Origin of the sequence: Lactobacillus sp. UMNPBX12 (assembly GCF_002553955.1) — a bacterium.
Taxonomy (GTDB): domain Bacteria; phylum Bacillota; class Bacilli; order Lactobacillales; family Lactobacillaceae; genus Lactobacillus; species Lactobacillus crispatus.
Genome location: NZ_PCYY01000011.1, coordinates 50,896 through 64,711, shown reverse-complemented (window position 1 = coordinate 64,711; position 13,816 = coordinate 50,896). Strand labels below are relative to the sequence as shown.

Below are 13,816 nucleotides of genomic sequence, written 5' to 3'. Positions count from 1 at the left end.
TTAAATAAATAATTAAAAAATCAATTTACGAGAAAGATCTATTTACACAAAAGATTTGACAGTTTCGGTAAAATTTGTGAAAATAGGTATTATTCAAGCTACATCGCAAAAAAGTAAAAATTTCATATTAGAGAAGTATATCAAAGAATCTGTAGGATCCAATGATCAAGTATTCAATTTTGGTATTTATCAAGATAGTTCGGCTAGTCTATCTTACGTGCAAGTTTCCCTAGCTGTTGCATTATTAATTAATAGCAAGGCGACTGACTTCATTGTGACAGGATGTACTTCTGGACAAGGAATGATGCTTGCATGAAATACTTTTCCTAATATTCAATGTGGTTATATCCCCACTCCACAAGATGCTTTTCTTTTTGGTCATATCAATAACGGCAGTGTTGTCTCCTTTCCACTAGGACTTAATTGGGGTTGGAGTGGTGAAATCAATTTTGAGCAGACTATAAAAAATCTTTTTGAACAGCCTTGGGGACAAGGTTATCCTCCTTCACAAGCAAAAAGAAAGATAAGAAATGCTCAAGAAGTTAAAAATCTCAACGTAATTAGTAAGAAATCAATGATTGACATTATACCTAAAATTGATCCTGATCTTATTTTCCCTGTGCTCAATTATGAACCGATTTATAACTTCATAATTAAAAACGGAACCGATCAAAAATTAATTTCAATTATCAAAAGGATAAAAAATGACTACAAAAATTGAAAAAATATCTCCTAAAATCTACAAAGTAACTGATAACGATAAGCATCTAGGCACTATTTCTACTTATCACAATCTTTTTCATAACAAATATATTTATCTAAAATTCAATCTAAGTGATTACTCTGTAAATATTCCATTTTCAAAAATAGTTCAAGCAGAGCACCAAGCATTGCAAGTCATGATTGATTCAAATGAAAATCCAATCGTAGATTTTTTATTAAGAAATGGTTTTATCTGCAAACGACACTGTTATACGCTTACCGTTAACAAAAAAGATTTAAAAATTGAGATCAATAACAAATTATCTCTTCATTTTTTCAATACAGAAAGTCCCGATTACAGAACATGTTGCCAATTACTTTATAAATATTACAAACAAGTTCATCAATCTGTGTCACCATTAACTGCTAATATTGACACGTTTATCCAAGAAGTTCCAACAAAAACTGGATATTATAGTACTAATGAACTCGGAGAAATAGATAATCTTGTATTCACTGAAAACAACGAGATTGCATACATCTGTTCTTGGGATAGGTTTAGTTCTAATAATTTTATTGAAGCTATTCTAGTTAAAATGTTTCAAAATTATCCTTCAATATTTTTTGAAGCAGACGATACTGACTGGATGGCTTATCAATTACTAAGCTATTTTAAAATAAATAAGAATAACAGTTTCAATACCTATATCTTTCCAAACTAAAGTAAAGACACTGCATCCCTAAAAATGCAGTGTCTTTCTTCAACTATTCTTTTACTAAATGAATCTCTCGATCAAACAACTGATGCATTCCTTCATTAAAGTTATGGGCAATAAAAACAATCGTCGTTTTGCTTTTCAATAAATTCTTCAAAATCGACATTGTAGCTTTCTGATCAATTGCACTAGTTCCCTCATCAATCAAGATAATATCACTATTGTGAACTTTTGCTCTAGCCAATACAATTTTTTGTCTTTGACCTCCGGAAATATTCAGCTTATCAAGATTAATCTTTTCATCTAGTCCTTCAGTAAACTTAGCGATATCATCAGCAAAGTTTACTTCATTTATTACTTGTTTAACTTTTCCATTCAGTTTTTCATTAAACATCGTAATATTTTCTTCAATCGATGCTGGAAAAACTACTGGATCTTGCGGTAAATAACCTATCTTACTCAAATCAGGATTAATTTTCTTACCAGCCTTATCCTCATAAACAACTTTACCTGCACTAGGCTTAAGTTCACCTAAAATTAGTTTAAACAAAGTAGATTTACCTGCACCAGAATCGCCAGTTAATAAAATCTTTTCGCCTTGCTTAATCTCCAGATCAGGATAAGTCAATTTTTCTCCATTAGGGAACTTTAAAACTAGATCTTTTGTTTTAATTACATTAGGCATAACTACATCTTTTTCAGCTTGCATCGGAATATCACTAGCAGATTTATCAACTTCGGCAAGTAATTTTTTACTACCTTTCATTGCTCCTAACCCGTTAGTAAGTGTATCAATTCCTCCATTTAAGTAATACCGAAAATTACCGACTACCAATAAGGCACCAATTGGAATTTGATGATTTTTAACCAACCAACCAGCAAGCACAAACAATGCTAAACCAAAAGCCGCGGAAACAATTCCATTTACAGCATTAAGCAGTTTAATATAAGCCGTTTGCTTAACATTAGCATCTTCTAATTTTTTTGATGTTTTTTCTATTACGGAAAATAGTTTAGCTCCAGCTAAAAATTGTTGAAGTTGATCCAGACCAGATAACCAATCATTTAATGTATCTAAATATTTTTGATTGCTGTCAGAAATTAATTCTGTTGCTTTTTGTAACGGCTTTTCTGTTAACTTTGGCAGCAAAAGAGAAATAGCTACCATCAAACAAATAGCCAGCAATAATTGCCAACTCAATAAAATAAGATAAATTAAAACAAAAACGATCGTTGACACACCATAAATCAATAAGAAGACATTAATAAAGTAGTTATTGTTAAGCATTTGTAAATCATTAGTCAAACGATTTTGCATCTGTGCAACAGTATGCTTTTTCCCGTCATAATAATATCGCTTAACAATTTTATCTCTAACTTGATCATTTAAGTCTTGTACCTGAGCCTGCTGCTGATAATCAACTAAAGCACTCACACCATAGTCAACTAACATAATCAGAAAAGCAAGAACATCGATTAAAATAAACTTAGTCCAATTACGACTTAAAAGGATATTCGTCTCTTCTTGTACAACGTAAGTATTGGTAATTGATAAAGCAGGAATAATAATCCAACCAATTGCAGTTAACCAGAAACGAACTGGATTGGTTTTAATAAAAGCTTTTAAATTCATCTTACTTTATCCCCTTTCTTACTTTTTAATTTAATTTCTTGATCAAATTTTGCTTTTAATTCTGGCGTAAAGTTGTGAGCAATCATCAAAATAGTTTGATCTGTTTTGAGCAATTCATCAATGATTTTTTCGGTAGCTTTTTGATCGATCGCACTAGTTACTTCATCCATTAAAACAAACGATTGCTCGTGTATTTCCGTTCGCGCTAAAACAACTTTTTGCCGTTGTCCACCAGACAAATTTTCACTTTTTAGATCAATTGTTGTATTAACACCATCTGGCATTTTGGCTAAGTCGGATTGGAGTTGAACTGCTTGAACAACATCTTGAAGCTTATCCTGCAAATTTTCGTTAAACATTGTAATGTTCTCTTTGATCGTTGCGGGAAAAACTACTGGATTTTGCGGCATATTGCCAATTCTAGCTTTTCCTTCAGGAATGATAGTTTCATTTTCATCTAGATAGGTCACCGTACCAGATTCAGGTTTTAGCTTACCTAACAAAACATTAAACAAGGTTGATTTTCCTGTTCCTGAATCGCCAGTAAGCAAAACTTTCTGCCCTTTTTTTATTGTAAAATCAGGATAAAAAATTGTTTCCCCCTGATCGTATTTTACAGACAAGCCTGAAACTTTAAGACCGTAGGCTGATACTTTATCTTTATTTTCATCAGGAACTTGCTTTCTTAAATCGGTAATCTGTTCGCGTAAAGCCTTAGTTGACTTAACTTGCGTTAACGACTGAGTAATATTCCAAATTGCTGAAAAAATCGTAAATGCAAAACCACTAGCAACTGCAAAATCACCGAATGAAATCATATTAAGCAAAAACATGATTCCAGCAATAAAGCTCATACCAATTTGTGCAATTGAAGTGCTAAAAGCATTAATCAAATAACTTACACTTCTTAATTTTGCACTACCCTTACTTGCGTCCACATAATCACTACTTGATCGATGAATTTGCTTAACCAAACGACTGTATGCACTATAACGACGTAGTTCCTGCAATCCACCAAGCCAATGAGCAATTGTATTTAACAGCTTTTCATTCTTTTTATTTACTTTATCTGTGGCAGCTGATGTTTTCTTCTCCATAATTTTAGGAGCAAAAAGTGTAATCACAGCTAAAATGGCAGTAACCAAAATTAGAATCCAGTTCATGCTTGCTAGTAAAACAATAGCAATCACAATCTCTAAAACCCCACTTAAAATAGTAATCCAAGGTGTAGCATAATCATCTGATAAGATTTTTAAATTGGCTGTTAATCGGTTCTGCATACTAGAGACTTTTTCATCACTTTTTTCATCATAGTAATGATGCATGATTTCTTGCCGAATTTTATGCAGATAGTTTTGCGTCTGCCTAGTGAAAACAACGGTAGTAATTGGTAAAAGCAACGAAGTGAATAATGCTAAAACAAACTGCATTATTTGCCAATAAACATATGTATTAAAATTACCAGCAGTAATTGAATTCAGAGCATATTTAAATAAATATTCACTAAAACTCCCAAATAATGCGTATAAAACATACAATAAGATAATAATGCAGGCTCGAAACACATTGCTTTTAAATAGCTCTTTTAAACTCATACTTCTCCTCCATTAATCATTAATAAAAACATTTATCATCCTTTAATATTACTACACAAAAATAATTTTTTAAACATATTTTTTTAATTTTTAAGCTAAATCATATTTCATAAACATAAAATAAGACTAGTAATCAATTCAAATTGACTACTAGTCTCTTTCTTTACCAAAAACTACATTTTTCGCAAAACGTCGATCAATACACGACGTAAGTCTTCGTTCTTCTTGCCCATTTCTTCGATCAATCTAGCTTTATCATCTAAAGCCTGATTATATTTATCTTGCAAAGCATTATATCTTTGCTCCAGTTGATTGTAATTTCTGATTACTGTATTGTAGCGTTCACGCAAACCGCTAGCTTCATCAAATTCATAATTATTTCGATTATTATAGCGGCGGTTAGACTGATTATTACGTGAGCGGTTATTATTTTCTCTTCTGATCTCAAAAGGATGCTTATTTTGTCGCTTACGTTGATTTTGCGTTTGATTATTATTTCGATTATTGCTATTCTTCTGATTATTCTTACGCTCAAAGTCCTTAGATTGACCTTCACGACTTTCATTCTGATCCTTAGAATGTTGCTCAGGCTTTTCTTTAGTTTCTGTTTCCTTATTTTCAGCCGCTTTTTCAGCATTCTTGCGATACTTTTGATCAATCTTGATATTTTGATAAAAAGGACTAAGTTCAGCTATAACTTTTTCACCATCTTCAACCGAAAAACTTCCCCGCTTGTTAACTGGCTTAATAAAGTTGGTCTTCACAATTGAAGCAATCTTATCTTCTAATTTCTTTTGAATAGATTTATCAATCTTATCATTCTTTATAACTTTAGCTAAAATCTTACGCTTAGTAATTGTCTTAACCCGCTTAGATTTAGAAGCTGGCTTCTTATCAGTAGCATCCTCTTTAGCTGGGGCTTCCTTAGCACGACGTTCAATTGCATCTGCGTAATCTTGTACATTACCAATAATTAATTTAGCAACAGCCGGCTTAAAATATTTTCTTCTTCGCACAGTAATACTTGGTTGTTTACGTGTACGCACAAAGTTATAAATTTTAATCTTTAGTTTTTGTTGTAATTCTTTACTTGCATTAGGCAACAATTGATCAATCATTTGATTCATTGTTACCATTTCATTTAAATCAATATTTTGTTGTTCTAATAATGTTTGCTCTACTATTCCTGGCATTTCCAATCCTATATTCTTTTAGTTTTTTCACAACAAAAAGGGCCATTACGGCCTTTTTTGCAATAATACATCAATTTTCTCATTAATAAACTTAATGCACTTTCCATTTTACAACATTAACGCTATTTACGAAAAGGGCTACAAGCATATTCTCTATTTTTTAACCAAAACAAGCAACATCCCATCGATACTGCTTTATTTTATGCGCAGTTGCACTAGACTTTGACTCTATTTCTATTTTACGTGCTAACCAGCCTTTTTTCTAGTTTTATTTTCTTAACTAATCCATTAGGTTTTACATATAAATTCTTAATATTATTTCGCTATTATAAGATCAATTAAGATGAAAGGAATGAGAACCTTGATCAAACTACTCTTAATTGGTGGATCATTTTTAACGCTTGGTTTAATGGCCATCAGCTCAGTATTAATTAATAAACCAGCAGTAGCAAAGGTAAAACATCGCCACTAAAAACCAGAATAATATATATTAATAAATCTTTTTCCCCTCTAACTAGAAAGACCAGGTTATGTACTCCACATAGCCTGGTCTTCTTTTCGTCTTATTCTTTATGGTTGGTAGAAAATTGCACCTTGGTCAACAATTACATCTGGTTGCAACTTACGTAAACTCTTACTTTCAACACAATATTTTGTATTTTTCAAATACTCTTTGAAGTTCTTAGTTTCCAAGTGCTGCTTGTAAGCTTCATTATTACGATAAACTTCAATAGCTAACCATTCATTTGGTTGATCGGCAACAGTTCCTGCAATCATTGCCAAAATATCTTTTTCTTCTTCGACTGCCGTTTTCATTTCTTTCATTACAGCATGAGCAAACTCATCGCCCTTACCTAAAGAAACACCAATTTCAGTCAGATAAATAACATAATCATTTGATCCGGTAACTGCTAGTTTTTCTGCCTTTGTAGAAATAAATTCCGGAAACAATTCTACCTTTACTCGACTAGTTAAAATATCTTTAGCAACGTCAGTAAAATCCTTAAATTGCTTTGAATTAGCATGAGTATCATAACTTGCTTCGTCTTGATAGCATTCTACTACAAAATTAGTAGTTTCTTCGTTATGACTTGTCTGCATAAACAATGTGCCTGGTTCGTTTTCTTGAGAAGTAAGCATATTATGTTGCCCTGCCTTAACGAACTTTGCATGATCCTCTTTATTAGTTTCTAGTTTATATAAACGCAAAATTGGTGTTTGTTTTAATTTCATAACTTCTCCTCCAAGAATTAATTTTGTCACTATTATACTAAATTTTACCGCGTCTATTAGTAAAAAACATCCCTTAGTTAAGGGATGTCACAAAACTATAACGTGTAATTAACTTTCTTAAACTTGTAGTCCTTCATTTTTTTAGCTAATTTCTTGCTTCTGAAGTAGTTACCACCATCATATCTACTAGAATAAACCAGCACGTTATGCTTTTTACCATTAATGGTTTGTGGTACCACTCGATAAAGACTCCAATTTTCAAAAGTAATCCACGGATCAATCTCATAGAATGTATCATTCTTCATTTTGGTAGTTTTACCAGACATCCAGTTTTGCGTTACCTTATCAAAGTTCTTCTGGTTAGCAATTCTACCATTGAAGTAATCACTAATTGTCGAAGCCTCCTGGGTAAATATTGGTTTGCCATTAACAGTATGTTCAGTAAAGGTGATCTTTGTGCCATTATGTGCATTACGATCATAAGAGTACCAAGTACCCTGCATCTTTTTTGGAATAGTAACCTGTACACCATTACCATAAGTTGAAGCATCAACAGTCTCAACTTGACTAGCCAAACCAGTTAATCCTAAAACAAGTACCATTGATGTTAAAGGTAACAAAGTTCTTTTTAGCATAAAAATCATCTCCAGAATGTAAAATATATGAATCCGCTTTCATAATATATTTTACAGTATCTCATAGTACTTAGACAAGATATTTTTAACTTTACAGATTAATATTCTTGCTGCAATAGCTTTATAAACTCACTACTTAACACTGAATTTGACTTATAAAAAGCCATTATCTTTTGCTTTATTAACTGACCATGATCAAGCAAGAAAAGTGGCTGCAAATCTGCAGTATTAATTAACCTAGCCGTATTCTCATTTAAAATAAAATAGCCAGACCCAGAGGCGACCAACAGTGCTGCTTCTTCAACCGAGTTAGAAGCGATGAATTGACTGCCAATTTGATACAAATCTTTAAATAAATGTAGCTCACTAACCTCTTCTTCAGGTTTAGCCACAATAAAACAAGTCATATCATTGAGCTCGTCTTTTTCAATCATTTGAATGCCATTAGGATACATTCCCTTGGGCAAAATTGCCATTACACCAGCTTGAGTCAATTCTGTTTCATCAAAGTTAAGATTCTCGTCACGCAAATCATTGATTGCTATGTCTGCTTCATCTTCATTCAGTTTTGCAAAAGCACCATCATGACTAGTCGCAAGTAGTTTTACATCTACATTAGGATGTTTTAACACAAAATGCTGCACTGCCTGATCTAATTCCTTACGACCTAATTGGTCAAAATATGCAATCTTTAATTCCGTCATTTTATTTTTCATCCAGCGGTGCGTGTCCTTCTTCTGCTACTCTTCTTTTATCCTTAGTATCTTCATGCTTATTAAGTGCCATCAAGGCAAAAAAGATCAAATTCAAACCACTAACTACAATGCCAAATAATTTTATTAAATTGAGTTTCTTTTCTTTGCTCATTTTTTAACCTCACAACTAAAAATAATCATAAAATGATACATCGCCTTTAACGAAATCTAATTTTTGGATGCGGTAATCTGTAATTAATCCTAGTTTAACAGCAGCATTCATGGTTAGTCTACCTAATAGTACCTGGGTCCACGCAGTAATTGATCCCGAAAAATCAACCAATGCATCTTCCTTACGTTCTACCGCTACCTTACGTCCATGATTACTTAATTGCCAAACTCCAATATTCCAAGGACACTGTTCATCGCTATTGACTTCCAGATTAAAATCACCTTCTTGCATTGGCCGCATACAAGCCAAAACTTTTTCAAAATCAATAATTCGACTCATCATATAAGGACGCAAATCAACTTGGAGTTCGTTTTGTTCAGGAAAAAGTTCAGCTCGTAACGATTTCTCTGGTACGCTCATTTTAAATTGCTTAACACTGCCCGCGTGCGAACCCATAAAACCAAACATACTCAGTAATCCCTGCGGCGTAATTGCGTACATTTCATCAGCTAAAAAAGTATTGTCTCTAATGCGATAAATCAAGTAACTCATTGGCCGCTCATCTGCGTCAAAATAAACGGCTACATTGCGGTGATGATAATAAGAATCAAGTCTATTCCACCACCATGCCTCACGTACAACCGTGTTACGTTCATCATTAGTATGCAGTTGACGTTCATAAAGTTGAATCACACCATTTTGAACAGCTAAATTGTCCCACTTGCCACGCACTATATGACCAGAACGTGGTAATTTAAAACTACGCAATGCGCTTCCATCAAAGCGATATTCTTTTTGATAAATACTATTGCTAAACCCGTACTGGCGATAAAAGCTCTCCGAAAATGGTGCCAGGTTAGCAAACGGAATATCTTGCCTATGTAATTCATGCAAAATTTCTTTCATTAATTGGGAAATATGACCTTGGCCACGATACTCAGGATATGAAGCTACATAACCTATTCCAGCCATCGGTAAATGATGCCCAAAAACATCACTTTTAAATCGATTAACCATAATATAGCTAGCTAATTTTTCCTTATCAAAATAGCCATAACCTGTACTATGATCATAACGACTCATAAAATTTTCATCTTTAGTCAAATCATTATTTTTCAAAAATGCATATTGAATTAATGCCGTAATTTGCTTTAAATTATTCTTATTTTTCTTTAATTTCATGCTTATTCCTATACGTACATCTATAAATTTATTCATTACTATTTTAGTTCATTTTTTTAATTTTTAACTAGATTTTTCATAAAAATAAACCGGAATCATAAAATCCCGGTTTATTTTACGCAACGTATTCTTGATAAAGCTGAGAGATAAATGCCTGCATCTGTTCCACTGAATGTCTCCGGCTGCGAGCACATTCTTTAGCAGGGCGATCACATAAAAAGCACTTACGTGGCTGCCTGCCCAAATCTCTGCGTGAAATTGCAGCTTGTTTATTTTTTACCAACACGTCTGCATCAAAGAGACGTCCCAATGATGTCTGATCTTCAAAATCAATTGTTGAGCGCTTTACTTTTTTAATTGACAAAGATAATACATAGAAGTTTTCACAGCCACTATCATCATTAAGCTGTGTCACCAATTTAAAATGATAACCTAGGTTAGTCCAAGCATTTTCCAGCTTATTGATACCAAACATAAACATTTTAGTTAAATAGCGATTATTCTTGATTGGTCCTGGGATATTCATCTTAATGTCGACTAGAGTTTGATTAGGATACTTATTAAAAATCTTATGTTGTACAGCTACTCGCCTATCTTTAGCTGCTAAAACTTGGGCAATATCCTGCTTTTTTCCTTCATTAAAAATATTCATTTTTATCACCCAGTTAATTATAAACGATTGTGCCGACTCCGTCTGCTAGTTTGTTGGCATTGCTCAAAGAGGTGATAATTGCTAAATTACCTGTTTTTTCTACAAATTCAATTGCAGCTTCTATCTTAGGCTTCATACTCCCAGCTGCGAAATAACCTGCTGCTAGATATTGTTTGAGCTGTTCAACTTTTATTTTACCAATTGCTTGTTGATTTTCTTTGCCATAATTCAAAAATGCATGATCCACCGTTGTTAGAATTACTAATTCATCAGCGTTGATATCTTCTGCCATTTTAGCAGCGGAAAAATCTTTATCAATTACGCCGGCAACACCTCTGAGATGCCCATCTTTCACAATAACAGGGATGCCACCACCGCCACAGGCAATCGGAATAAATAAATTTCCTAAAGTAGCCTCCATCACTGCTTTAATTGAATGCAATCGATTTTCAGCTTCTGTAAATTGCCAAGCATACTTTGAATTAAAGACCTCATCAGTTACTTCCATCTCATTTAAGCCATATTTTTCATAGATTTCTTCTCCCACCTGAGTTGTTCGATCATGAAAAGCTGGCAAACAATGCATAAAGATCAATTGGTCATCTGGTGTACCAGTCATTTTCACCCATCGAAACCCAAACATCGGTATAAACAACATTGGCTCCTTTAACGCCCTGAGCAATTTTTTGTACATCAGGATGTGTAAACAAAGGCTTGGGTGTAACAATATGTACATTAACACCTAACATTGAGCCACAAACTAAAAGACTGTCGGCAACATTATCGCGGCCATCACCCATTTCCAAACAGGAACACCAGAATATTTAGCCAGCTCTTCTACATCTTCTTGAGCAAAACCGCGATATTCAATTCCATCATACATTGAGCCTAGGACTTTAGCCGTATCCTTGACGCTTTCTTTTTTACCTAAGTGGATCTCGCTTGCGCCTAGATATTCTGGATGAGCACCTAAATCATTACAAGCTACTACAAAAGCAGATTGCGTCCTAGTTGAGGCTTTTTCAAAAAGTAGTGCAATATTTTTACCTTTCAGATATTCATGTGGGATATGCTCTTTTTTAAGTTCTTTTAAATGTGATGCAAAATCAATTAAATATGAAATTTCAGCTGGAGTATAGTCTTTACAATCGAGAAAACTTCTACCTTGAAAAACATTTTGTAAATATTTCATTTTTTGCCTCTTATAAATCTTCACGAATCAACGGACACGACATACATCTAGGACCGCCACGACCACGTGAGAGTTCACTAGACCGAATCTCATGAACGATGATGCCATGTTTTCTTAGCAAATCATTGGATACATAATTACGATCATAAGTAACGACTTCACCTGGTGCAATTGCCAAGGTATTTGAGCCGTCATTCCATTGCTCACGTGGTGCGTCAATTGGATCACCACCGCCAGTTGGAATTAAATCCAATTCGCTTAAATGCAAGTTTTCTTTCAAAACCTGCACCAAATCATTCTTTTCTGTAATTTTTACACCGTTGTGATCATCGGGCTGTAGAACATAAATATCAATTTTGCCGGCTTTATCTAAAATAAAGGGATGAACCGTAAATTGATCATAATTAATCATTGTAAAAACTGTATCAAGGTGCATCATAGCATGATTGTGCGGAATCTTAATCGCTAAAATCGTATCATAACTTGAATGACCAAATAAATTATGAGCTAAGTCAGTAATTGCAGTTGCAGAAGTGCGTTGTGAAATACCTACAGCTAACACATGGTTATTTAGAACTAGTTCATCCCCGCCCTCAAGGCGACCATGATGATAACGGTCACGCCAAACTGGAATAGTTGCGTTCTTGAAATCAGGATGATTTTTCAAAATTGTTTCCATAAATAATGATTCACGTCGTCTAGCTCTGAAAGTCATCCGGTTAATGGTCATCCCTGAACCAATTGCAGCCTGTTGATCTCGAGTAAAATATACATTTGGCATTGGATCAAGATAAAAAGGGTAATCTGGGTCCTCAGCCAAATCTGCTAAAGATGGGGTAGAATTATGAATCGCACTTTTTCTAATTCCAGCAATCACCGTTTTTACCATTTCCTTAGTTGGCAATTCTTGGAGATAATTCAGCAATAATTGATGCAAAGGATCCTGTTTTTTAATACTTGATTCATCCAGTAACTGATCTAAGAATGCCCGACGAACTTTCTCATCTGTTAAAGATTCTGCTAATAAATCCTCAAGATATAATACTTTGATCCCCTGCTGCCTCAATACATGCGCAAAAGCATCATGTTCTTCTTGGGCAATCTTCAGATAAGGAATATCGTCAATTAACATTCGATGCAAAATATCTGGGGCTAGATTTTCTAGTTCTTTTCCCGGTCGATGTAACATCACCGTTTTTAACTTACCAATTTCTGAATAAACATGAATCGGACTCGACATTCAACCACCTTCTATTAATTATTGTATCCGTTTACATTCATTATGGATCAATTAGGCAAAAGTTACAGTATTATCATATTGCATCAATGATTTTTTTCATTAAAGGTGTAACTTGATGATCTTTACGCCAAACCAGCTGCAAATGTGTTATCCAATTAGCATGTTTAATTGCGATCATATTTTCTTGGGCATAAGTTGTCGCAATTGATTCTGGTACTAGCGCTACTCCCATTTTTCTCTTAGCCCAAGTAATTGCTGTCCGTGAATCATCACACTTAACCGCATAAAATGGCTTAAGCCCATGATGTGCAAAAGTTTGATTAAAAATATCCTCAAAGCGGCGATAAATAATCAATGGCTGATCTGCTAGATCTTTAATGCGTAATTCTTTTTTTTGCTGAAAATCTGGGTCTACACTAATAGCCATCATTTTTTCAGTTGTTAAAGTCTTGGTATTTAAACCTGTCTGGTTGTAAGGCGTTCGTACAATGCCTAGATCGATTGTCTTTTTTTCTAATTTATCCAGGATGCCATAAGTATTATCTTCATAAATATCAAAAGAAATTTCCGGATAATATTTTCGTAATTCATTAAAAGAATTCATTGGTATCAAGCCCGTTGAGGAAGATGCCATTCCAATTGCAATCGTTCCCAATTCACCGGAAATAGTCTTATGTACTTGGTTTTCAGCATTTTGAGCTAGAGAAATAATTTCATTGGCATAGCTTTGAAAAATTTGTCCCACATCAGTTAACTCAATACCATGTGCCGTTCTTTTAAATAATTGCGCGCCCAACTCTTTCTCTAATTGTTTTAATTGATAGCTTAATGGTGGCTGTGCAATATACAAGCGCTTAGCAGCTGCTGTAATCTGCTTTTCTTCTGCTACAACTAGAAAATAACGTAACTGTTTTAGATTCATATTATTTATCCTTTTTTTATTTCAATTGATAGTGATATTAAAATATTTAATATC

The 13,816-nt window shown here is 33.8% G+C and carries 13 protein-coding genes and 1 pseudogene; 2 read left to right on the top strand and 12 right to left on the bottom strand.

The features are described from left to right. The first annotated feature begins 76 nt into the window (after positions 1–76). On the top strand, positions 77–316 hold the full coding sequence (locus CP363_RS06030) for an RpiB/LacA/LacB family sugar-phosphate isomerase (protein WP_005719224.1): 240 nt from the start codon (positions 77–79) through the stop codon (positions 314–316). A gap of 388 nt (positions 317–704) precedes the next feature. Continuing rightward, positions 705–1,424, top strand: coding sequence for a GNAT family acetyltransferase (locus CP363_RS06025; protein WP_098036001.1), 720 nt, complete (start codon positions 705–707; stop codon positions 1,422–1,424). A 43-nt stretch (positions 1,425–1,467) separates the two neighbouring features. Here CP363_RS06025 and CP363_RS06020 read toward each other — a convergent pair whose 3' ends face one another. The 12 genes and pseudogenes from CP363_RS06020 to CP363_RS05960 form a co-directional block, all read right to left on the bottom strand. After that, positions 1,468–3,051 (bottom strand): ABC transporter ATP-binding protein, encoded by a 1,584-nt coding sequence (locus CP363_RS06020; protein WP_098036000.1) that lies wholly within the window; start codon positions 3,049–3,051, stop codon positions 1,468–1,470. After that, positions 3,048–4,646, bottom strand: a complete 1,599-nt coding sequence (locus CP363_RS06015) for an ABC transporter ATP-binding protein (RefSeq protein WP_165518574.1) — start codon at positions 4,644–4,646, stop codon at positions 3,048–3,050. The genes CP363_RS06020 and CP363_RS06015 overlap by 4 nt, the downstream gene beginning before the upstream one ends. A gap of 173 nt (positions 4,647–4,819) precedes the next feature. Continuing rightward, positions 4,820–5,839 carry a hypothetical protein gene (locus tag CP363_RS06010; protein ID WP_060462067.1) on the bottom strand — a complete coding sequence of 340 codons (1,020 nt, stop codon included), beginning with the start codon at positions 5,837–5,839 and terminating at the stop codon, positions 4,820–4,822. A 570-nt stretch (positions 5,840–6,409) separates the two neighbouring features. Beyond that, positions 6,410–7,072: a putative quinol monooxygenase gene (locus CP363_RS06005; protein ID WP_065989791.1), complete on the bottom strand. Its 663-nt coding sequence runs from the start codon at positions 7,070–7,072 to the stop codon at positions 6,410–6,412. Between the two features lie 95 nt (positions 7,073–7,167). Next, entirely contained in the window at positions 7,168–7,716 is a 549-nt protein-coding gene (locus CP363_RS06000) for a hypothetical protein (RefSeq protein ID WP_005719232.1), read from the bottom strand. 89 nt (positions 7,717–7,805) lie between these two features. Then, a complete protein-coding gene (locus tag CP363_RS05995) occupies positions 7,806–8,423 on the bottom strand; it encodes a LysR family transcriptional regulator substrate-binding protein (protein ID WP_098035999.1) in 618 nt (205 codons plus the stop codon). Beyond that, on the bottom strand, positions 8,413–8,574 hold the full coding sequence (locus CP363_RS10800) for a hypothetical protein (RefSeq protein ID WP_005719234.1): 162 nt from the start codon (positions 8,572–8,574) through the stop codon (positions 8,413–8,415). The genes CP363_RS05995 and CP363_RS10800 overlap by 11 nt, the downstream gene beginning before the upstream one ends. Positions 8,575–8,589: 15 nt before the next feature. Then, positions 8,590–9,756: an enhanced intracellular survival protein Eis gene (gene eis, locus CP363_RS05985; protein WP_098035998.1), complete on the bottom strand. Its 1,167-nt coding sequence runs from the start codon at positions 9,754–9,756 to the stop codon at positions 8,590–8,592. Between the two features lie 115 nt (positions 9,757–9,871). Next, entirely contained in the window at positions 9,872–10,408 is a 537-nt protein-coding gene (citX, locus tag CP363_RS05980; RefSeq protein ID WP_098035997.1) for a citrate lyase holo-[acyl-carrier protein] synthase, read from the bottom strand. Between the two features lie 13 nt (positions 10,409–10,421). After that, positions 10,422–11,600 (bottom strand): annotated as a pseudogene (locus CP363_RS05975) (hypothetical protein). A 10-nt stretch (positions 11,601–11,610) separates the two neighbouring features. Then, complete coding sequence (gene arcA / locus CP363_RS05965; RefSeq protein WP_098035995.1) at positions 11,611–12,840, bottom strand: arginine deiminase; 1,230 nt, start codon at positions 12,838–12,840, stop codon at positions 11,611–11,613. Positions 12,841–12,913: 73 nt separating this feature from the next. After that, a complete protein-coding gene (locus tag CP363_RS05960; RefSeq protein WP_057726506.1) occupies positions 12,914–13,762 on the bottom strand; it encodes a LysR family transcriptional regulator in 849 nt (282 codons plus the stop codon). Between the last annotated feature and the right edge of the window lie 54 nt (positions 13,763–13,816).

Bases quoted from the DNA above. Each gene is read 5' to 3' on its own strand.
- CP363_RS06005 (WP_065989791.1), bottom strand. From the start codon at position 7,072: ATGAAATTAAAACAAACACCAATTTTGCGTTTATATAAACTAGAAACT.
- CP363_RS06020 (WP_098036000.1), bottom strand. From the start codon at position 3,051: ATGAATTTAAAAGCTTTTATTAAAACCAATCCAGTTCGTTTCTGGTTA.
- CP363_RS05960 (WP_057726506.1), bottom strand. From the start codon at position 13,762: ATGAATCTAAAACAGTTACGTTATTTTCTAGTTGTAGCAGAAGAAAAG.
- CP363_RS10800 (WP_005719234.1), bottom strand. From the start codon at position 8,574: ATGAGCAAAGAAAAGAAACTCAATTTAATAAAATTATTTGGCATTGTA.
- citX (WP_098035997.1), bottom strand. From the start codon at position 10,408: ATGAATATTTTTAATGAAGGAAAAAAGCAGGATATTGCCCAAGTTTTA.
- CP363_RS06025 (WP_098036001.1), top strand. From the start codon at position 705: ATGACTACAAAAATTGAAAAAATATCTCCTAAAATCTACAAAGTAACT.
- CP363_RS06015 (WP_165518574.1), bottom strand. From the start codon at position 4,646: ATGAGTTTAAAAGAGCTATTTAAAAGCAATGTGTTTCGAGCCTGCATT.
- arcA (WP_098035995.1), bottom strand. From the start codon at position 12,840: ATGTCGAGTCCGATTCATGTTTATTCAGAAATTGGTAAGTTAAAAACG.
- CP363_RS06010 (WP_060462067.1), bottom strand. From the start codon at position 5,839: ATGCCAGGAATAGTAGAGCAAACATTATTAGAACAACAAAATATTGAT.
- CP363_RS06000 (WP_005719232.1), bottom strand. From the start codon at position 7,716: ATGATTTTTATGCTAAAAAGAACTTTGTTACCTTTAACATCAATGGTA.
- CP363_RS05995 (WP_098035999.1), bottom strand. From the start codon at position 8,423: ATGAAAAATAAAATGACGGAATTAAAGATTGCATATTTTGACCAATTA.
- eis (WP_098035998.1), bottom strand. From the start codon at position 9,756: ATGAAATTAAAGAAAAATAAGAATAATTTAAAGCAAATTACGGCATTA.